This is a genomic window from uncultured Chloroflexus sp., assembly GCF_938091255.1.
Classification (GTDB): Bacteria; Chloroflexota; Chloroflexia; order Chloroflexales; family Chloroflexaceae; genus Chloroflexus.
Genome location: NZ_CALLJH010000028.1, coordinates 58935 through 78769, shown reverse-complemented (window position 1 = coordinate 78769; position 19835 = coordinate 58935). Strand labels below are relative to the sequence as shown.

14 protein-coding genes are annotated in these 19835 nt (G+C 59.4%); 8 read left to right on the top strand and 6 right to left on the bottom strand.

The window, feature by feature from the left end; genetic code table 11:
- Positions 1 to 239: 239 nt before the first annotated feature.
- The 4 genes from recO to Q1A00_RS10410 all read left to right on the top strand — a co-directional run bounded on the left by recO (position 240) and on the right by Q1A00_RS10410 (position 5750).
- Entirely contained in the window at positions 240 to 995 is a 756-nt protein-coding gene (gene recO, locus Q1A00_RS10425; RefSeq protein WP_298404855.1) for a DNA repair protein RecO, read from the top strand.
- 44 nt (positions 996 to 1039) lie between these two features.
- A complete protein-coding gene (locus Q1A00_RS10420; RefSeq protein ID WP_298404858.1) occupies positions 1040 to 1729 on the top strand; it encodes a PH domain-containing protein in 690 nt (229 codons plus the stop codon).
- A 245-nt stretch (positions 1730 to 1974) separates the two neighbouring features.
- On the top strand, positions 1975 to 2793 hold the full coding sequence (locus tag Q1A00_RS10415) for a purine-nucleoside phosphorylase (protein ID WP_298404860.1): 819 nt from the start codon (positions 1975 to 1977) through the stop codon (positions 2791 to 2793).
- 161 nt (positions 2794 to 2954) lie between these two features.
- Positions 2955 to 5750 (top strand): C1 family peptidase, encoded by a 2796-nt coding sequence (locus Q1A00_RS10410; RefSeq protein ID WP_298404862.1) that lies wholly within the window; start codon positions 2955 to 2957, stop codon positions 5748 to 5750.
- Here Q1A00_RS10410 and Q1A00_RS10405 read toward each other — a convergent pair.
- A complete protein-coding gene (locus Q1A00_RS10405; RefSeq protein WP_298404865.1) occupies positions 5747 to 6400 on the bottom strand; it encodes an HAD family hydrolase in 654 nt (217 codons plus the stop codon). The genes Q1A00_RS10410 and Q1A00_RS10405 overlap by 4 nt on opposite strands.
- A 238-nt stretch (positions 6401 to 6638) precedes the next feature.
- Here Q1A00_RS10405 and Q1A00_RS10400 point away from each other — a divergent pair, with 238 nt between their 5' ends.
- The 3 genes from Q1A00_RS10400 (at position 6639) to Q1A00_RS10390 (ending at position 9699) form a co-directional block, all read left to right on the top strand.
- Entirely contained in the window at positions 6639 to 7628 is a 990-nt protein-coding gene (locus tag Q1A00_RS10400; protein WP_298404866.1) for a MoxR family ATPase, read from the top strand.
- A 10-nt stretch (positions 7629 to 7638) separates the two neighbouring features.
- Positions 7639 to 9069 carry a VWA domain-containing protein gene (locus Q1A00_RS10395; protein ID WP_298404868.1) on the top strand — a complete coding sequence of 477 codons (1431 nt, stop codon included), beginning with the start codon at positions 7639 to 7641 and terminating at the stop codon, positions 9067 to 9069.
- A gap of 237 nt (positions 9070 to 9306) precedes the next feature.
- A complete protein-coding gene (locus tag Q1A00_RS10390) occupies positions 9307 to 9699 on the top strand; it encodes a hypothetical protein (RefSeq protein ID WP_298404869.1) in 393 nt (130 codons plus the stop codon).
- Here Q1A00_RS10390 and Q1A00_RS10385 read toward each other — a convergent pair.
- The 5 genes from Q1A00_RS10385 to Q1A00_RS10365 all read right to left on the bottom strand — a co-directional run bounded on the left by Q1A00_RS10385 (position 9692) and on the right by Q1A00_RS10365 (position 16796).
- Entirely contained in the window at positions 9692 to 11140 is a 1449-nt protein-coding gene (locus Q1A00_RS10385; RefSeq protein WP_298490352.1) for a zinc ribbon domain-containing protein, read from the bottom strand. The two genes, Q1A00_RS10390 and Q1A00_RS10385, sit on opposite strands and share 8 nt — an antisense overlap.
- 68 nt (positions 11141 to 11208) lie before the next feature.
- Positions 11209 to 12456, bottom strand: a complete 1248-nt coding sequence (locus Q1A00_RS10380; RefSeq protein ID WP_298404873.1) for a VWA domain-containing protein — start codon at positions 12454 to 12456, stop codon at positions 11209 to 11211.
- Positions 12457 to 12509: 53 nt separating this feature from the next.
- Positions 12510 to 13805 carry a serine/threonine-protein kinase gene (locus tag Q1A00_RS10375; RefSeq protein ID WP_298404875.1) on the bottom strand — a complete coding sequence of 432 codons (1296 nt, stop codon included), beginning with the start codon at positions 13803 to 13805 and terminating at the stop codon, positions 12510 to 12512.
- Positions 13802 to 15526: a Stp1/IreP family PP2C-type Ser/Thr phosphatase gene (locus Q1A00_RS10370; protein WP_298404877.1), complete on the bottom strand. Its 1725-nt coding sequence runs from the start codon at positions 15524 to 15526 to the stop codon at positions 13802 to 13804. The genes Q1A00_RS10375 and Q1A00_RS10370 overlap by 4 nt, the downstream gene beginning before the upstream one ends.
- Before the next feature lie 10 nt (positions 15527 to 15536).
- Positions 15537 to 16796: a protein phosphatase 2C domain-containing protein gene (locus Q1A00_RS10365; RefSeq protein ID WP_298404880.1), complete on the bottom strand. Its 1260-nt coding sequence runs from the start codon at positions 16794 to 16796 to the stop codon at positions 15537 to 15539.
- A 246-nt stretch (positions 16797 to 17042) separates the two neighbouring features.
- Here Q1A00_RS10365 and Q1A00_RS10360 point away from each other — a divergent pair, with 246 nt between their 5' ends.
- Positions 17043 to 19634 carry an FHA domain-containing protein gene (locus Q1A00_RS10360; protein ID WP_299756644.1) on the top strand — a complete coding sequence of 864 codons (2592 nt, stop codon included), beginning with the start codon at positions 17043 to 17045 and terminating at the stop codon, positions 19632 to 19634.
- Positions 19635 to 19835: the final 201 nt, after the last annotated feature.

Below are 19835 nucleotides of genomic sequence, written 5' to 3'. Positions count from 1 at the left end.
GCAGTGATAGTGCCAAGCGTACCGGCTCATTATTGTACCCTAGACCGGTGCAGTGGTAAAGCGAAAACCTGCTTGATCGGCCTCTTATGAGCGGCTATAATACAGCGTGCAAGAGAATTGCAATGGTCATGAACTGATCAACGATCAAGTGAGTATCATTATCTGGCGGGCAATCAATGAATTCCCGCGCAAGGCGCATCGCCAGCCTAGCCTGACGGCGCGCAATGGCGACCAGATCCATGCGAGAGCGAGTCTATCGCAGTGAAGCGGTGATCCTTCGCCGCAGCGATGTGGCTGAAGCCGACCGCCTGTTACTCATTGCTACGCCAACCGGGAAGCGATGGGTCATCGCCAAAGGCGCGCGCAAGATGAAGAGCCGGCTCGCAGGCCATATCGAACTCTTCACCCACGCGCAGATGATGCTTGCCGTCGGGCGTAATCTTGATATTGTCACTCAGAGTCAAATTGTGAATACCTTTCCGGTGCTGCGCACCGATTTAACGCGGCTTGGGTGCGGCTATTACGTCGCCGAATTGTACGATCGCCTCACCACTGAAGCGGAGGAGAATCCGCCGCTGTTCCAATTGTTAGTTGAGGCGTTCGGATCGCTCGATCGTAGTCCTCTGCCTGAGCTAGCGCTGCGCAGTTTCGAGTTGCACCTACTGCACTTGCTTGGCTATCGCCCACAACTCCACCGCTGTGTGGTGTGCGATGAACTGCTCACCCCTGAAGCCGATCGCTACAGTCCGGCGCTTGGCGGTGTGCTCTGCCCGCGTGATCGAGCGGCTGACCCGGCTGCCTTGCCGATGAGCGAAGCGACCTTTCGCCTCTTACGCTACCTTCAGGCCCAACCAGTCGCCGCTAGTGAAGAATTGCGCATCTCGGCAGCGACACGCCGGGAAGCAGCCGAGTTGCTGCGCGCCAGTTTGCGCCATCTGCTGGAACGCGATCTCAAATCTGCTGATTTTCTCGATCGTCTACTTTCGTCGCGGTAGGATAGTATGACTACAACGTTGCCAACAACAGAGGAGGGCGGGCCATGAACTACGTAGAAAGCCTGCTCGGGCGGGGAGAACAAATCCTATACGTTGCCCGCCAGCACATTTATGTGCTTATTGTCAACATTTTGGCCGAACTCACATTAATTGCCATATTGGTTGCGGCTGGCGTCGCCTCAAATATGGCGTTTCGCGATAACCCAACGGCGATGATTGGCGGGATTAGTATCAGTAATTTGATCCTGCTGATTTGCATCGTGATCAGCATTATTGTGCTCATTAGCGGATTCATCGACTTTCTACGCTGGAATTCCGAGCAGATCATCATTACTGATCGGCGGGTCTTGCAAGTGCGCGGTGTGTTTAATAAGCGAGTGATCGATTCATCGCTCGAAAAGATCAACGACATCGAGCTACGCCAGAGCATTTTGGGGCGTATCTTCAATTTTGGTACGATTGAAATCTTGACCGCATCAGGCAGCGAGGGCGCCAACGTGATGGATCGCATTGAAGCGCCGGTTGAATTCAAGCGAATGCTGCTCGAAGCTAAGCATAACCTCGATCGCGGCTATGGCTATCTTGATACCGATGGGTACACTCCCAGCCGTCAATCCGGTCGGGCGATCGATATCCAGCGCACACTGGAAGAACTGGCTCACCTCCGCGATCGTGGCATTCTTTCCCCCGAAGAGTTTGAGGCCAAGAAGCGCGATCTGTTGAGCCGGATTTAGTCGTTGGTCAACCCGGTTGTCATTGCGCGGGGGCGCAGCCCCCGAAGCAGTCGCCTGTTTTAGCCTCAGGGATGCCTGAGCTGATAGATTCTGTGCTCACAGGGCGGCATCGCCGCGCGGGGATAGGGCATCGCACTGTCTCTACGCACGGCGATGCGATGAACAACGAGGAGCGCCAGCGCAATAGCAATCAACTCGAGAAACCGTTATAGTCCTTGTACGTTGAATAACCAAGTAGGTGTCGCATGTATAACGATATCGAACAGGCTCGCGCTGCGATTGCGCCGCGCCTGCGCCACATACCGCGGGTTGGCTTGATCCTTGGTTCTGGTCTGAGTGCGCTGGCAGATGAAATGGATGACGCAGCGGTGATCCCGTACCGCGATATTCCCGGTTTCCACGAGCCAAAGGTGATTGGCCATCGCGGCGAGCTGGCGGTTGGGTTATTGGCCGGACAGCCGGTGGCGGTGATGCGTGGGCGCTTTCACTTTTACGAGGGTTACAGCATGCAAGAGGTGACCTTCCCGGTGCGGGTGTTGCGCGCGCTCGGCTGTGATACATTGATTGTCACGAATGCCGCCGGCGGGTTATGCCCCGATTGGCAGGTCGGCGATATTATGCGGATTAGTGACCAGATCTTTTTGCCGGGGATGGCTGGCCACCATCCGCTGCGCGGGCCGAATGACGAGCGGCTAGGGCCGCGGTTTCCAGCTATGGTAGGTGCGTTTGATAATGAACTGGTACCGTTGGCCCGCGCCGTTGCCGCCGATCTCAACATCACGTTGCGCGAAGGGGTCTACTGCATGTTAAGCGGTCCGCATTTCGAGAGCGCCGCCGAGATTCGGATGGTGCGCATGCTGGGAGCTGACGCCGTAGGGATGTCTACCGCGCCAGAGATTATCGTTGCCATTCACGGCGGGATGCGTGTGCTTGGTTTTTCGCTGATTACCAACCTTGCCCTGCCCGATGGGCCGCCGGCGAATCACATTGAGGTGATCGAAGCCGGTGAGGCGGCCAAGCCGCGATTTGCAGCGTTGTTGCGCGGAATCTTGGCACGAATGTGAATGGAGGAAGGCGCAAAGCCGCAGAGGATGATAAACGCAACGATGCGAAGGTTCTTAGAGGATGGTATAAGCGCGCTTGTGTGCAACATCTCAAACCCTTTGCGCCCTTCGCGTCGTTGCGTTCAAACCTTTTGCACTCTTTGCGTTCCAAGGAGATTGTTATGCGCACCCTGACCCCGCTGACCGAAGTAGCCGCGATAGATGAAGCGACCCGCACAGCCTTGGCCGCCTATTGGATTACCAGCGTCGAAGAGTTGGTGGCGACTGCGCGGTCGAGCAATACCGGCTTGGGCAGCGGGCTGGCTGCGCTGGCGCAGGCGCTGGGCCGCAGCGATGACGACGTGCGGGCTATGGTGATGGCGGCGCTCGAGGTCGTGCCTGATGCTAGCTCGTTCAGCGTTGATGTGGCGATGGAACCGGTCGGCACTGGCGCGATTTTCGACGATCTGCCCGAAGTTGATGCCGCTGCCTTTAGCCCGCCGGTCGGTCTGCCGAGCGAAGTACCGCCGCTGATGACCCTGCCGCCACCGGTCAGCCAAGGGCCGCGCAATACTTGTGTCGCGTTTACTATCGCGGCTATGGTGCAGACGCTGAGCAACGATCCCACCGATCTCTCCGAGCAGTTTATCTATTGGATCAGCAAGGAACGTGACCGTATTCCCGGCGATGTCGGCACAAACCCGCTGGTAGCGCTGCGCGCGGTTGCCGAATTGGGGGTCTGCCGCGAAGAGACGTGGCCGTACCGACCAGAACCGGTTGACCATACTAATCCCGGCCACGAACGACCCAGCGATGTTGCCTTCCGCGAGGCCAAGCAGCGCCGGATTGCCGGCATCGATCAGTTGCCGGCCCGCGATGTCAATCAGATCAAGGCGGCGTTGGCCGCTGGTAAGCCGGTGCTGATCGGGTTGATGATCGGTGAGCATTGGACGAGCAGCGGCCAAGTGCGCCGGATCGGACGGGTGCGCCGCGCCTTGCCCGGCGAGCAGCGGTTGGGTGGGCATGCAATGTGCGCTTTGGGCTACCGCGATGACCCTTCCGCCCCCGGTGGCGGCTATTTCATTGTGCGCAATTCGTGGGGGAGTGACTGGGCGAACGAGAACCCGGATGGCCCCGGCTATTGTTATGTGCCATACCAACTAATCTTTGATGAAGGGTTGGCAGCGTTGATCGCCACTGGGGTGATCGTTGAACAGCCGAAGGTGGCAACGCCGGCATTAGACGCTGCTTCCGGTGAAACCTTAGCCGCTATCCTTGCCGAAGTGCAGGCCATCCGTACACGCCTCGACACGCTAATCGAGCGGATCGGTGCGTTAGCTGGCGGCCAGCCGCAATCAGTGGCGCCGGTTGAGGTAGCGCCAGTAACGCCGGAACCAATCCTGTCGCCAGTAGTCGCCGGTTATAGTGGCCCGCTCATCTTGATTGCCAATGAACAGAGCACCGACGAACTCTACCCCAACGGGATTGATGGCCGGCGCGGCGAGCCGTTGTTGCGGATTGACGCTAAAACCGCCAGCGATCTCGCTCAACGCAGCGAAGATCCGAAAGAGTTGCAGACTCTGCATAAGACTCGTAACGAGGCCGAAGAGAAGCATTTCGGCGTGGTTGCTGATGTCGATCAAGAGGATTTGGCTCAAGCGCGCTGGGCATTAGTGGTTAGCGCCACCGATGACGCTCGCCTGATCGAGGCGCTGTGGCCGTTGATCGATCATCGTGCCCAGCAACAAGGCATTTCCTTGCCGGCAGTCACCTTCCGCCCCGGCGAAACCTGCGCCGAATGGGCCAGCCGCTACGCCGACATCCGCCAGCCGTGGGAACAGCGCGTGCCGGTGCTGGTGTGCCGTCCAAACGAGCGGGTTAATGGTTGGTTAGCCCGCCACGGCACAATGGCCGGTCCGGTCAAACCGAGCCAAGGCGTGCCGTTCTACCTGCTGATCGCGGCCCGGCCCGGCCCGCTGGCGCCGAACGATCAAGCCTTCATCAGCTTCAACTTCCAGTATGAACTCGATATCTTCTGGGGGGTGGGAAGAGTTTGCTTTACCGATGAACGCGGCCAGCATCGCTATGCTGATTACACGACCTACGCCCAACGGCTGGTTGACTACGAGCGACGCAAGGCGAACGAGATACGCTTACGCCGTGAAATTGTCTATTTCGGCACCCGCCACGACCTTGATAAATCGACCGAGCGCAGCGCGATTGAGCTAGTGACGCCACTTTCGCGTTGGCATGACCAAAGCCTGCCGCAGCGGTTGGGGTATGGCAAACGGCTGTTGCTGGCCAACGATGCTACTCGCAGCAACCTTGAACAGGCGCTGCGTGAGGATAATCAGCCGCCAGCCATCCTCTTCAGTGCCACCCATGGCCTTGGCCTGCCGGCCAACGACCGCGAACTGATCCCATACCAAGGCGCCCTAGTGACGCAAGACTGGACAGGCTTCGGTGGAATCAAGCGCGAGCATTGGTTTGCTGCCGAAGACCTGCCAAGCACCCTCTCGCTCGAAGGGATGGTGGCGCTGCTGTTTGCCTGCTATGGTGCCGGTTGTCCGCGGCAAGACGAATTTATCTTCGATCCCAACAGAGGCCGCCCGCTGATCGCGCCCTTCACCTTCGTTGCCCAACTGCCGCAGCAGATACTGCTGCGCGGCGCGCTCGGCGTGGTTGGCCATGTCGAACGCGCATGGACGTATGGCTTCAGCATGGATGGCGCGCGCAGCCAGACCCAAAGCTTTGAAGATGTGATTGGGCGGCTGATCACCGGCAAACGGCTCGGCAGTGCGACCGATCAATTCAACATCATTCAAGCCGCTCGCTCGATGACACTCGCCGAAGAGTTAGAGAACATCAAATTTGGCAAGCAACCCGAACCGCGCGAGTTATCCACGCTGTGGATGGCGCGCAATGACGCCCGCAACTATATGCTGCTCGGCGATCCGGCGGCCCGGTTGGCGCTTTAACTCACCAACTCCCGCAATTCCGCCACCGAGCGGGCCAGCGCTAACGGCGCGGCCCGATAAAGGTCGTGGTAGGCACCGTAGCCGTAGGTGACGGCAATGCATGGCATCCGGTGTGTCCGCGCGCCGGCAATGTCGTAGGTGGTGTCGCCAACCATTACGGCCCATGCCCGGTCGGTGCCGAGCCGGGGCAGCAGGGTGGCGATGACCATTGCCTTGTTGCTGTTGCGGTCGTCGGGGTCAACGGCGGCGATGGCCTCGAAGTAGGCTTGCAACCCGAAGTGGGCCAAGATCCGTTCGGTGGGCGGGCGAATCTTGGAAGTGGCGACGAATAGCCGTACCCCAGCCGCGTGCAGGTCGCGCAAGAGGTCGGGAATGCCGGGAAAGACCGCATTCTCGAACATCCCAATTTCCCAGTAGCGTTGTCGGTAATGGGCAACCGCCTGATCGGCCAGCGCCGGATCGCCAAGCAATTGCTCGAATGACGCATGCAGCGGCGGCCCGATCCAGCCGCGCAGTTCGTCATCGGGTAGCGGCGGGTGACCGATCTGTGCCAGCGCGTAGTTAACGCTGCGGGCAATACCGGTGAAAGGGTCGGTCAGTGTGCCGTCAAGGTCGAATAAGATGGCACGAAATGGTCGTTGTCTGCTCATGCAGTTAGTATACCGCAAGAGTGATGGCCGGTTTGCGCCAAGAAACGGTGCTATAATGAAAATATCCAATTAATGGTGCAGGGTCATGAAACAGGAGATTCCTGCGGGTAAGTTGGGTGGCGCAGTGCAACCATTGGCTCGATGAAACTCCTCTTGCTGCGCTTGCTAGTTGCGATGTTTGTGGCTACGTATATGTGCCATCCTTCACGTCGTTACTCATCACAGAAAGGCCCCCGGCATGCTCAATTCAATGGCCGATGTGCGTGAAATGTTGGGGCGACACAATTATATCGCCTCTGATGAGATCAGCACTGCAATCTTCCTTGCCGAACGGCTAGGCAAGCCGTTGCTCGCCGAAGGACCTGCTGGCGTCGGCAAGACCGAGCTGGCCAAAGCGTGGGCTGCGGCGCAGGGCCGCGAGCTCATTCGCCTTCAGTGTTACGAAGGTCTCGATGAGACCAAGGCGTTGTACGAGTGGGAATACGCGAAGCAGTTGCTCTATACCCAACTGTTGCGCGAGAAGTTATCCGAGATGCTCGGCGATGCGCAAAGTCTGCGCGAAGCCGCCGATCGGCTCGCTGCGCAGGAGGATGTCTTCTTTTCTGAGCGTTTCTTGCTGCCACGCCCGTTGTTGCGCGCCATTACCAGCGATCAACCAGTGGTGCTGCTGATCGATGAGATCGATCGGGCTGACGCCGAGTTTGAAGCCTTCCTGCTTGAAGTGCTGAGCGATTTTCAAGTTTCGGTGCCGGAATTGGGCACGCTCAGGGCCAAGCATATTCCGACCGTTATTCTCACTTCGAATAATACCCGTGAGCTGAGCGAGGCGCTCAAGCGCCGTTGCCTCTACATTCACATCGATTACCCCGACCTCGAGGCTGAGTTGCGGGTGGTGCAGTTGAAGGTGCCCGGCCTTGCGCCCAAGCTGGCCCGCGAGGCCGTAGCGCTGGTGCAGCGCCTGCGCACGCTTGACCTCAAGAAGCATCCCAGCGTCTCCGAGACGCTCGATTGGGCACGGGCGCTGGTCGAATTGAACGCTCGCCAGCTTGATAAGGCGACCCTTGATACCACGCTCAACGTGCTGCTCAAGTACGAGAGCGATTTGCAACGGGCGCGCCGGCTGTTGCAGCAGGGCGACCGACCTGACCGCCCTGACCGTCCGGATCGGCCCGACCGGCCCGACCGTCCGCGCGGCGGTTATCGTGGCGGTGATTGGAGCAATAACTAGCGGAGCAAGTATGGAGCGACGGATTACCGAGTTTATTGCCGGGTTGCGTGCGGCTGGCGTGCGGATCAGCGTGGCCGAGTCGGCTGATGCCTTGCGGGCGATTGAGCAGGCCGGCATTAGCGATCGCAATATCTTCCGGCTGGCATTGCAGGCGGCGTTGATTAAAGAGCGGCAGGATCAGGCGATTTTTAACGATCTCTTTCCGCTCTATTTTGGCAAAGATGCGCCGCCGGCGATGCAGCAACCCGGCGGCGGCCAGCTCTCGCCCGAAGAGCAGCAGCAGCTCTTGCGCCAGTTGCAGCAACTGCTCGCCCAATTCCCACCTAGCCCGCTCGGCCAGCTCTTTCAGAGCATGGTCAGCGGCCAACCGCTCAGCAATCAGCAAATCCGCGCAATGCTGGCTAACGTCTCGCCGCCGCACCTCACCAACCCGCGCTACCGCGATTGGATGGCGCGGCAGGCAATGCGCGAATTGCAGATGAACCGGTTGCAGCAGATGCTGCGCCAATTGCTTGAGCAACTGCGTGAGCAAGGCATGCGCGAAGAGGCGCTGCGCGCGATCGAGCAGGCGGCGCGCGAAAATCTCGCGGCGCTTGAGCAGCAGATCGGCCAGCAAGTGTCCCAGCAGATGCAAGAGCAGGCGCAAGGGCAAGGGCCTCGCCAAGGTCAAGGTCGGCCCAGCGAGCGCGAGCTGCTCGATATGCCGCTCGAGCGGATCGATGAGAGCCTATTGCCGGAAATGCGCACACTGGTGCGCAAATTGGCCGCGCGCCTGCGCACTCGGTTGGCGTTACGCCAGCGCCGCGGCAAGACCGGCACGCTCGACGCTAAGGCAACCATCCGCACCAACCAGCGTTTTGGTGGTGTGCCGATGCTCGTGCGCCACCGTAAACGCCATCTCAAGCCGAAGCTGGTCATCTTGTGTGACCGCAGCGTCAGTACGCAACAGGTGATGTCGTGCATGCTGCTGATGATCTATGCGCTGCACGATCAGGTTAGTCGCACCCGTTCTTTTGCCTTCATCGACCGGCTCTACGATATGTCTCACTACTTCGCCGAATCGCGCCCCGAACAGGCGATTGCGCAGGTGTTGGCCGAAATCCGGCCTACCCGCAGCTATAGCACCGATTTGGGGAATGCCCTCGGCGAGTTTTGCCGCGATCAGTTGCATCTGGTTGACGGGCGCACGACGGTGATTGTGCTCGGCGATGGCCGCAACAACGAGAATGATCCCAATTTGCCAGCCTTCGAGCAGATTCGCCGTCGTGCCCGCCGCATCGTCTGGTTTGCGACTGAAGAGCGCGCGAAGTGGGGGGTCTACGATCCCGGTTCGCTGAGTAGCGATATCTATAAGTATGCGCCGATGTGCGATGCAATGCATGAGGTGACGACGTTGCGCCAATTGGCGACAGCGATTGACCGGTTGTTTTTGCATCCGTAGCAGGGAATGTTTTGCTGCCGCGTATCAAACCCTTTTGCTCGGCACGGGTTAAGCGCTATTCTAGCGTGCGGCTGCTGCACTCTGCATCAGGTTGAACGCCGGCGGCTTTGTTGCCGGCGAGAGTTTGAGCAGTGCGCTGGTTGGCTGTATCATTGCCTAGCATGCTCTTGTTCGGCACGAGTTCATAGAGTGCGGCAATGCGGCTGCTGCACTCTACATAATAAGGAATGATGCGTAATGCGGGTTGTGATTCGGGAAGTGTTGAATGTCGGCGGCTTTTTTGCTGGCGAGACGGTGACGTTGGCGGCGCAGCCGTGGCCGGATGGTGGTCCTGAGCAGACGGTGACGATCGACGATGCGGCGCTAACCAATGTGATTGCGCGCCACCTGCTGGTACCGGGGATGATCCTTGAGTTGCAGTTTGCTGGTGATCGAGTCGAGCATGCGACCTTGCTCGGTGCGCCTTATTATGCCAGTCTACGCACGGCGTGGCGGCAACCGCCGATTCTGCCTACGCCAACGCCGCGTGTACTCAGTTTTCGCTGCCCAGCTTGCAACGTGTGGGCGGTGGCAACCGGCGATCCGCTAGTATGTGCGGTTTGCGGCGCCACCGCCCCTACAGTTAACTGATCCGGAAGGTTGCCACCAATCGCCCGAATTGCAATTTTGTGCCATCACTAATCGGGGTTGGCGTTTGCGGTTCGATCCGCGTGCCGTTCACCCGTGTGTGGTTGGTGCTGTTGAGATCAACGATACTCCACTGATCGCCGGTATGTACGATTTTGGCATGCTGGCGACTCACGCCACCCGACTCGCCACCGTAAGAGGTCAAGTCAATTTCGGGAAAGATGTTGCTCACCGGGTCCTCGCGTCCAATCACGTACTCGTGTTTGCCCGGCTCAAGGATAATCTCACTGCCATCAGCTAGCTCCAACCGGGCTACCGCTGGCGGTGGGGTTGGGATAGGGGTAGCAATGGGGGTTGGGACTGCCGGATGGGCGGCTACTGGCTCAGCCGGCGCTGCCGCAGGTGCCGCTGGCGTTGGGGTGCTGCCGGTCAGGGCAACGAGTTCGGCCTCAGTCTTGGCTAGTTCGGCCCGCGCTGCATCGAGACCGGCAGTGATGAATGCTGGCACGCTGCCGGCGGGATAGCGGGCAGCCATCTGCGCGTATTGAGCAATGGTGTCGCGGTGCGCCGCCAATAATGCTTCGAGCCGAGCAACCTCTGCCGGATCAGGGCCGGTGGGGAGCGCCGCCAATTCCGCCTCGGTCTTGGCCAGTTCGGCCCGTGCCGCATCGAGCCCAGCGGTGATGAACGTCGGTACGCTGCCGGCGGGATAGCGGGCAGCCATCTGTTCGTATTGGGCGACTGTGTCCCGGTGTGCAGCCAGCAACGCTTCCAGCCGGGCACGCTCGGCTATTAGATCGATAGGTGCAACTGCTGGGGCGGCTGACGTAGCAGGCGGCGCGGGTGGTTCGGCCACTGGCGGTGCGGGTGATTCGGCCACTGGCGGCGCGGGTGGTTCGGCCACTGGCGGCGCGGGTGGTTCGGCCACTGGCGGCGCGATCATGGTTGGCCCTTCTGCCGGGATGGCTGGCGTAGGAGCTGGTGCTTCGCTTGCCGGTGGCGTATGGACGGCAACAGGCTCTTCTACCGGCGGCGGGGCAATGACGGTAGGCGTGTCAGCGGCGGGCGGCGGGGCAAACAACCTGCTCAGGTCAGCGCCGCAATTGTCGCAGAACCGTTCGCCGGGCAACACCGGATCGCCGCAATCAGGGCAGAAGAGTTGCGGTGCGCTAGGTGGCGCGAGCAACGTTGCCTGATCAGGTGTTATTGGCGATGCAACTGGTGTTGCCAGCAAGTCGGCGCCGCAATTGTCACAGAACCGTTCACCGGGGAGTACCGTCGCGCCGCACACCGGGCAGGATGGCGCGAGAGCGGTAGGTTGATCGGGCGAGACGGCTGTGGGCGCGGGAGCGGTTGGCGCTGCGCCGGTTAAGCGGGTGCCGCACTGATCGCAGAAGCGGTTGGTAGGCTCATTCTGCGCTCCACAGGAAGGACAGATGATCATAGTCGTTCCTCACCTTGGCAAGCAATCGCTCCCGAATGGCGATTGCGCGATTCCATCGCATCGTTTGCTTACTCATCTTCCAGCCGCTGCGTCAGCCGTCGAGTCGCATAGCGTAGCTCTTTCTGCGCTGCGGCGCTTAGTTGTTGGCCCTGTTCGAGCGCTGCCGCTTGTTGGTTAGTCTTTTCAGCTAGCTCCAGTTCCCCTAAATCAAGCAAGCGCGTCGCTGCGGCGCGTAATTTCTGGGTTGCGCCGGCGACGTTGCCGCTAGCCGCTTCACTCAACGCGCGCGTTTGCAGCTTAAACGCTGTCACACGCTCGACCAGATTCATCACGGTAGGATTGTAACTCTCTGGCCCGGCCTGATCGGCTACCTCAAGCAGTACGTCTTGTTTGATGATCATTTCAGCCGTTTGGTCCACCGGCGTTAGGTGCAATTCGGCCTGCGCCAGCCGAAACCGGCCACTAGCTCGTGGCGGCAGCATCAGGTCAAGCAGCACGGCTGCCGGTTGGCCGCCTGCCAGATCGCCTAACCGCACAGCCACCGCAGTGTCACCAATGGGCTGGTATCCCAGATTGGCAATGACCGGTTTGACCCGATAGACTGCGCGTGGCGTAACATCACGGACGAACCGCAGCAATAGGCGAGCATCGGTGGCGACGGTCGCTTGTGCCGCTTCCACTGCCTGTTGGAAGAAGGTCGTGATCTGTTCCGGCTCGGCTATGTAATCAGAGTGACCATCGCTAGCAGCGGCAATATCATCGAGCAACTGCTCGTTCCACTCGGCCCCCAGCCCCAGCGCCGTGATCCGCACGCCAGCCTTGCCAAGTTCTTGAGCCAAATCGCGGCAGAGCAGTTCGTCACCCCATGTCTGGCCATCGGTGAGCAATACCATACGACTGATGCGATCGGGACCGAGATACTTTTGCAGCTCGGTTTGTCCGGCCTGCATCCCAAGCGACAGCGCCGTGCCACCGGCTTCGGTGATAGTATCAACGGCGGTTAGCAACGCCGCTTTATCGCCAACCGGCGCTGCTGGCACCAGTGTCTGCACCGTATCGTCGAAGATCACGATGGCTGCGACATCGTGGGGACGGAGCAGTTCGATTACCCGGCGAGTGGCGGCTTTCATGCTGGCGAGTTTGGCGCCCTGCATCGAGCCTGAGCGATCGAGCACAAAACAGAGATTGAGCGGCATTGCCGTTGCCGGCGAAGCCGGCGCCAAAGCCTCGACCAGCAAATAGCCGACTTGCGGCGTAGCGCTAGCTGGGATTGGCGCGCGGCCCCACTGGCAGGTGAGCGTGATCTGCAGAGACATACGCAACATCCTTGTATAGCATCGAACGCAACGTCGGCGACATATCCGCCTAGCTACGCAATGAAAAACCCCAACACACAACAAAGCAGGTACGCGCCGGCGCTGGCGGCGAACCCGATCGCGGCATCACGGCGGCCATGCACGGTTTGGGCCGTATTCGGACTCACGAGAGCGATCAGACTCAGGATGCCGCTAATGACAGCGAACAGAGCGGCGCCTATCGCAATCAACACGCCCAAACCAGCCAATATATCATTACTTTCAAGGGCCGGATCAAGACCAACCATTCCCAATGCAATCACCATCAGCACCGTGCTGATAATCCCAATCCAGAGTCCGGCGGTTGCCAAGCCAGTGCTTGCCGCCCTCATCGCCGGTGCGGGGGCCATCGCTTCAACGCGCGCCGCTTGCGCTACCGGGGGCAGGCCGGCTTGTCGGTTTACCAAATTGCTGCTTCCGAACAGGGCCTGTTGCAACTCGATCAGGCTAGCGAACCGCTTGGCAGGATCGTTGTCAGTGGCGCGCGTAATGGCAGCCGCGATATATGGCGGAACTGAGGGATTGAGTTGGTTGACCGGTGGCAGCCGGAACGGAGTGGTGCTTGGATCGTGGCCGGTCAGCAGATGGTGCATCAACACGCCGAGACTATAAATGTCAGATCGTGGATCGGTCTGACCGCGACCGTACTGTTCGGGGGCGCTGTAACCGGGGGTGCCGAAGGCTTGGGTGTCGCGTTCTTTGCCCGGTTTGAACAGGCGAGCGATGCCAAAATCAACCAACTTGATTGTGCCGTCAGGCGTAATCATCACGTTGGTTGGTTTGAGATCGCGAAAGATAATCGGCGGCTGTTGCGCGTGCAGGTAAGCAAGCACCTCGCAGATTTGCGCTGTCCAGCGTAAAACTTCATGCAGGGGCCGGGGCAAACCGACACGATTGGTGTAATCGCGCAAGTTCTCGCCGGGCACAAACTCCATGACTAAATAGTGGCGGCCATTCTCTTCAAAGTGGTCGGTCACGCGCGGCAAATAGGGATGGTTGAGTTTAGCCAGCAACTCCGCCTCTTGCCGGAAGGCCGCTTGAGCTTGTTGGCGCTCAAGCGGTGAAGTGATCGACATGTCGCTCATTTCCTTCACCGCCCATTGAGCCGTTGTGAGCCGGCGATCAGTCGCCAGATAGACCGATCCCATGCCACCGGCACCTAGCCGGCGGCGTAATTCATACCGGCCCTGCAACACCTGCAACGGTGGCGCTGCGTTCGCTAGCTGGCCGCTGGTGGGTATGCGCGCGCCGCATTCAGGGCAGAAAAGTACGTCATTATGGATCGTTGCACCGCATTGTGGACAGTTCATAGTGTCATTCTCACCAGAATCACTGCGATATTGTCCTCGCCACCAGCCCGATTAGCCGCGGCGACTAGCGCGGCGCTGGCCCGTTGCGGATCGGGTTCTTCGGTTATAATCCGTTCCATCTCCGAATCGCGCGTCATCTCCCATTGGCCGTCGGAACAGAGCAAGAGCGCATCGCCGGGGAGCAATCGTAGACTAAAGAGATCAACTTCTGGCTCAGCTCGATCACCGAGCGAACGGAGCACCGCATTGCGTTGCGGGTGGGTGTAGATGTCCTCTTCGCGCAGATGGCCAAGCTCCACTAGCCGCATCACCAACGAGTGGTCTTTGCTAATCCGGCGCAGCTTATCATCGCGAAATAGATAGGTGCGGCTATCGCCAACATTTGCGATCACAGCCCGATCGCCTATGACTAACGCCATGGTCAACGTCGATCCCATATCGTTCGCTTGGACACGGCTCGCGTGATAGATAGCCTCGTTAGCGGATAACACTGCTTGCCGCACCAGTTCGCGTATCTCAGTCTCGTGATACGGACGCGATCCAGCGATCATTTGTTGCAGATAGTTGTCAATGATTACACGCGCCGCTGTGCGTACTGCCATCCCGCTCGCGACTTCGCCAGCGGCATGGCCGCCCATACCGTCGGCGACAATGTACACGCCGCAGCTCTGGCGCTGGCCATTGTTTTCGAGGCAAAGGGTCAGCGTAAACAGGCTATCTTCGTTGTGATCGCGCACGCGCCCGACATCGGTATACGAACCGGCGAGTTGGAAGAGAGGCACGGGATGGGTACGTTCATCGCGTAAGGCGGTCAAGCGGGCTGCGACTGCGGCAGCATCACGCAGCTCACCGGTGCGGATCTGGCGTAAGACCACCCCTAAGCCATCGGGTATCTGTTCAACGTCCGCCACCGTTTCTTCACTCAACCGTTGGGTCGTGCGCGGGATGGCGGTCAGCCGTTCCAGCGCTTCCGCCAACGCCAACAAGTCGGCCTGAAACGCAGCTTCACGCTCGGTGTCACTGACTAACCGTAGCTGGTTGGCCTGCCGCAAGCAGACCGTTGCCGGCCCGCTCAAGCCGAGATCATCGATCGTGAGCGAGCCAAGAGTGATACCGGAGCCATGCAGATTCACCAGCAATTGGGCAAGCGAGGCGCCAATCGTCAACGCTGTTGTCTCATCGAGCGGTGTCGCCAAGGGCGTCAACTCCGTATCGGCTAGCACCGTCAGTTGCATGCCATTCAAATCGCACTGTTCGACAATGTCGGGTAAGATAGCGCGGGCCAGCGGGTCGGCCAGCCGGTCAATCAAAGCTGGGCCAGACGGCTCATCGCGTTGCGAGAGGAAAGCGGGGTAGACACGCCCTTCCAGCGCGGCGCCACAATCGATGCAGTACGACTCGTTGGCGTCGTTAGCGGTTGAGCCACAGGCCCAACAGCGTTGCCACGGTGCCAGATCGCGTACTTTGAGCGGGCCAACCGGCCATGGTTCGGTGAGAGGATAGAGCGGCGCAAACCGGTTGGCAAAGAGTGGCAAGTTGGTCTCCATCGTTTCCTCCTCGCCGGCATACAGTGATGTTGGTGGCGCAATCGCTTGGGTGAGCATCTCGCTCAGCAACCCCTCGCTGGCTGGCAATGGCTGGCGTCCCGGCAATGGCTGGCCGCAGACAGCGCAGCAACGAGCGTGCGCGCGATTTTCCGCCCCACATATAGAACAACGCATAAACCTTAGCCTAAGTTGCAGATCGGTTCGTAAAGCGAGCGATCGCGACTGAGATATTATCTTGGCCGCCACGCTGGTTGGCGAGTTCGATCAAGGACGTAGCAGCCCGATCTGGTGACTGGCTGACGGCCAAGCGGGCCAGCTCATCATCGCTGACGTGATTGTACAACCCATCAGAGCAGAGTAGCAAAATATCGCCGGATGCCAGTGGTTGGGCGCGCGTATCGGCTGCTAATGGTTGGTCGGCCCCGAGCGAACGGTAAAGGATGTGGCGTTGCGGGTGCGTGCGCGCTGCTGCTGGGCTGAGTTGACCAATATCAACCAAGCGCGCTACGATCGTATGATCGGTAGTTAGTTGTTGCCACGCTGGCGGTTCGCCAGAGCTGCCCGGCGTGATCAGGTAGGCCCGGCTATCACCGACGTGGGCGAGATACGCCCGCCGGCCAATCGCAAGCGCAACCGTCAACGTGGTGCCCATCCCGGCCCGGCGCTGATCAATGCGAGCCGCCGCTGCGACCTGTTCGTGCGCAGTTTGCGCCGCTGCCTGCAACAGCGCCAGCCAGCCATCATCATGATCGGGCAAGGCTTGATTCAATGCCTGTTGCAAGCTGGTTTTGACCGTCTCGGCGGCGATCTGTGAAGCAATCTCACCGGCAGCCGCGCCACCCATGCCGTCGGCGACCAACAACAATGCGCCAAACGGTTCATCGCCGCGGCTCAGGGTGCCGGCATATACCGTATCTTCGTTGACCGCACGCACCTGACCAATGTGGCTACGCACGGCAATTTGGGCTTGCAGCGGCGGTGGCGGGACGCCAGCCCGCCGCGATGGTTGCAGCGCCGCGCCGCACGAGACGCAAAACCGCGCTTGGGCACGGTTGCCGCGCCCGCAGAGCGGGCAGGCAAGCGGGTAACGGCGCTGGACGGGAAGGCGAGTGGTGATTTGCACTGTCTCGCGCCCTTGCGCGATCTGTTGGGCAAGGCTGGCGAGCATTTGCGACAATTCATGCAGCGCATACGCTGCCTGCTCGCGCGCCACCCCGGTGGAACTCTCGTAGCGCCGCCGCCAGAACGCAACCCCCGCTTCCACAAGCGCTACCAAATCATGTAAGCTGATGGTGTCGGTGGTAAGGGCTAATTGCCGTTCGCCGGTTACGATTACTCGTTCGGGGAAGGGATCCAGCGGTGCGCCGCAGTGTGGACAAACCTGCTGGGCTGTCCCGGTTGCTTTGCCGCAAACTCTGCATCGCCCGATATCTTGTGTTGCCACCGCTGATCCTTGTCGCTGCCGAGATGCGTTACGCTGCCTGCGTGATATGACGTTCAGAAAAAGAGACGGGATGCAATGAGGTTCAGGTAACGAGGCCTACCCTCTTGCAACTTGCCCGACCCTCCCAAAGCGCGTTTCATAGTGGATAGCCGCAACGGTTGGGGCGCATCTAGTTGCAAATCATGGTAATCTGTGCTATCACAAGATCGGTTCGAACGCCTCGCATTATAGCATAGGAGCCGTTCTGTGGCGATTGCCCAGCCGCCGTTGTGCCCGTTTTGCCAAGCCCCGCTGGCCCGCGCTGACGCTCGCTTCTGCCCGTCGTGCGGGAGGTCGTTGCCCGCGTCTGCGGCTTATACACCAGCGACAATTATCGCTGCCGGCAGTGCGGTGTTGCATATCAGCGAACCTAGCGTCGAACGTGATGTGGTCTTAGGCGCGCAACCGGTTACGCTTGGGCGCGCCCCGGATAATGATCTAGTCTTGCAGTCGCGTTTTGTCAGTGCTCGCCATGCCCGGATTGAGCCGGATGGTCAAGGCCACCGGATTGTTGATGTGGGCAGCCGCAATGGTCTGCTCTTTGCTGGCCAGCGTGTCACCGAGCGCGTGTTGGCCGATGGCGATGTGATCCGGATTGGCGATCCGGCGACCGGCAATTTTGTCTCATTGACCTACCGCAATGCGGCGTTAGCAACGGCGGATGCGCTGCGTGCGGCTCCGACCCAATTTCCGCTCGATCCTAACGATCCAGAAATAACCATTGGCCGGGTGGGATGTGACATCATTCTCGATAATCCGCAAGTGTCGCGCTTTCATGCCCAGCTTGATCGCACTCCCGGCGGCGTTGTTCTGCGCGATATGGGCAGCACCAATGGCACGTTTGTCAATGGCCAGCGCGTGATGACGCCAGTGTCGCTCAAGGCCGGTGATGTGATCCAGATCGGTGCGTTCAAGCTTGTGTACAACGTTACCAGTCTTGATCGCTACGATCAACAAGGGGTATTGCGCATTGATGCGCGCAATCTGTCGCGGGTCGTTACCCGTAACGGTGTGCAGCGGGTGATTCTCAACGATGTCTCGCTCTCGATTGCGCCGCGCGAATTTGTCGCGATTGTCGGCGGTTCCGGTACCGGCAAAAGTACTCTGATGAAAGCGCTCTGCGGTTATGCTCCCGCCGAGCGGGGGCAGGTACTGGTCAATGGCGATGATTTTTACCGCAATTTTGCGGCTTATCAGGCGGTATTAGGTTACGTGCCGCAAGACGATATTCTCCATCGGGTGTTGCCGGTGCAGCGGGCCTTGGAATATGCCGCACGGCTGCGGTTGCCGGCGGACACTGCCGATAGCGAGGTGAAGACGCGGATCGAGCGCGTGCTCGACGATGTGGAAATGGCGCCGCACCGTGACAAGCCGATTGAGGCGCTATCGGGCGGCCAGCGCAAGCGGGTGAGCATTGGCGCGGAGCTGCTTGCTGACCCTAGCCTCTTCTTCCTTGATGAGCCGACCAGTGGCCTCGATCCCGGTCTCGAAAAGAAGATGATGTATACTCTGCGCCGATTGGCCGACAGTGGGCGCACGGTGGTGCTGGTAACGCACGCTACCGCCAATATCACGCAGTGCGACCACGTGATTTTTATGGCTGGCAACGGGCGCATGGTCTTCTTTGGCCCGCCGGCTGAGGCGCTGCGCTTCTTTCAAATTACCAGCGGCGATTTTGCTGATATCTACACCAAGATCGAGGGAGTGGCCGCTGCCGATCATCCAGTGGTGCAACAAGATCTGCGAGCTGAATATGAGGGGTGGCGAGCGGCCCATCCGGCAGCGCAGACGCCGCCTAGTTTGGCCGAATTATGGGAGATCCGCTATCGTCATTCGCCGTTGTACCAGCAATATGTCGCCAACCGGCTGGCGACAACGCCAAGCGGGCCGCCGGTGCAGAGGAACGCTACCGTGCAGTCGCCGCAGCGCGTGTCGGCGTGGCGGCAGTTTGTCTTGCTCACCCGGCGCTATTTTGACCTGATGCTGCAAGATCGGCGGAACCTACTAATCTTGTTGCTGCAAGCGCCTATCATTGCGTTGCTGCTGCTGTTGGTGGCGCGCAGCGATGCGCTGACTGGTGTGCAGGCCCAAGACCTCATCCAGCGCGGTGAGGCCAAGAAGCTGCTTTTTATGCTGGCAACGGTGAGTGTCTGGTTTGGTATCATTAACGCGGCGCGCGAAATTACGAAAGAACAAGCCGTGTACCGGCGTGAACGGTTGGTGAATCTGCGTATCGGTCCGTACCTCCTCTCGAAAGTGACGGTGCTGAGCGCGCTGGTATTGGTGCAGACGATCGTCTTGCTCGGCATGGTGTTGCTGAAAGTGGCATTGCCGGGTGAGGTCGGCATTCTGTTGCCGCCGCTCATTGAAACGTTTCTCACGCTGGTCTTGTCTTCCAGCGCGGGTATGGCGCTGGGATTAGCTATTAGTGCGGCCTCGGCGACGCCTGATCGGGCGATTAGTCTGGTGCCGTTTGCGCTAATCCCCCAGATTTTGTTTGCCGGCCTCATCTTCACGATCGAAGGGCTAGCTACCCCGCTCTCGTGGTTGACGATCAGCCGTTGGGCGATGGATGCGCTGGGCGCGAGCCTAGATCTTAATCAGTTGTGTAATTTGCCGAATACGGATGATCAGGGTAGTATTCCGTCCGGTTGCACACCGGCTTTTCTCGAAACGGAAGCCGCGTTCAGCCACGATCCAGTGCATCTGGTCGGGCGCTGGTTGGCCTTGATCGGGTATGCGATCGGTTGTTTGGCGATTGCAGCATGGGTGCTGCGCCGTCGTGATCGGATGGTATAATTATCCATCGCATGAACTAATACGTCATTTACATTAATGAAACCTGTGCATTTTTTGCGTCATCCTGCTTTAATATCGTCTAAACCTTTGCTATTACCCCTGTGCAACACCTTGACGTAAGGCTACCGTTGGCGTATAATCACAATTGACAAATTGAAACAGTTGAGATAATGGCAACCGTAGAGCGCGCCGGTTGTGTGC

What these genes read in the sequence shown, in the direction of transcription:
- recO (WP_298404855.1), top strand. Translation starts at nt 240, where the DNA reads ATGCGAGAGCGAGTCTATCGCAGTGAAGCGGTGATCCTTCGCCGCAGC.
- Q1A00_RS10420 (WP_298404858.1), top strand. Translation starts at nt 1,040, where the DNA reads ATGAACTACGTAGAAAGCCTGCTCGGGCGGGGAGAACAAATCCTATAC.
- Q1A00_RS10415 (WP_298404860.1), top strand. Translation starts at nt 1,975, where the DNA reads ATGTATAACGATATCGAACAGGCTCGCGCTGCGATTGCGCCGCGCCTG.
- Q1A00_RS10410 (WP_298404862.1), top strand. Translation starts at nt 2,955, where the DNA reads ATGCGCACCCTGACCCCGCTGACCGAAGTAGCCGCGATAGATGAAGCG.
- Q1A00_RS10405 (WP_298404865.1), bottom strand. Translation starts at nt 6,400, where the DNA reads ATGAGCAGACAACGACCATTTCGTGCCATCTTATTCGACCTTGACGGC.
- Q1A00_RS10400 (WP_298404866.1), top strand. Translation starts at nt 6,639, where the DNA reads ATGCTCAATTCAATGGCCGATGTGCGTGAAATGTTGGGGCGACACAAT.
- Q1A00_RS10395 (WP_298404868.1), top strand. Translation starts at nt 7,639, where the DNA reads ATGGAGCGACGGATTACCGAGTTTATTGCCGGGTTGCGTGCGGCTGGC.
- Q1A00_RS10390 (WP_298404869.1), top strand. Translation starts at nt 9,307, where the DNA reads ATGCGGGTTGTGATTCGGGAAGTGTTGAATGTCGGCGGCTTTTTTGCT.
- Q1A00_RS10385 (WP_298490352.1), bottom strand. Translation starts at nt 11,140, where the DNA reads ATGATCATCTGTCCTTCCTGTGGAGCGCAGAATGAGCCTACCAACCGC.
- Q1A00_RS10380 (WP_298404873.1), bottom strand. Translation starts at nt 12,456, where the DNA reads ATGTCTCTGCAGATCACGCTCACCTGCCAGTGGGGCCGCGCGCCAATC.
- Q1A00_RS10375 (WP_298404875.1), bottom strand. Translation starts at nt 13,805, where the DNA reads ATGAACTGTCCACAATGCGGTGCAACGATCCATAATGACGTACTTTTC.
- Q1A00_RS10370 (WP_298404877.1), bottom strand. Translation starts at nt 15,526, where the DNA reads ATGCGTTGTTCTATATGTGGGGCGGAAAATCGCGCGCACGCTCGTTGC.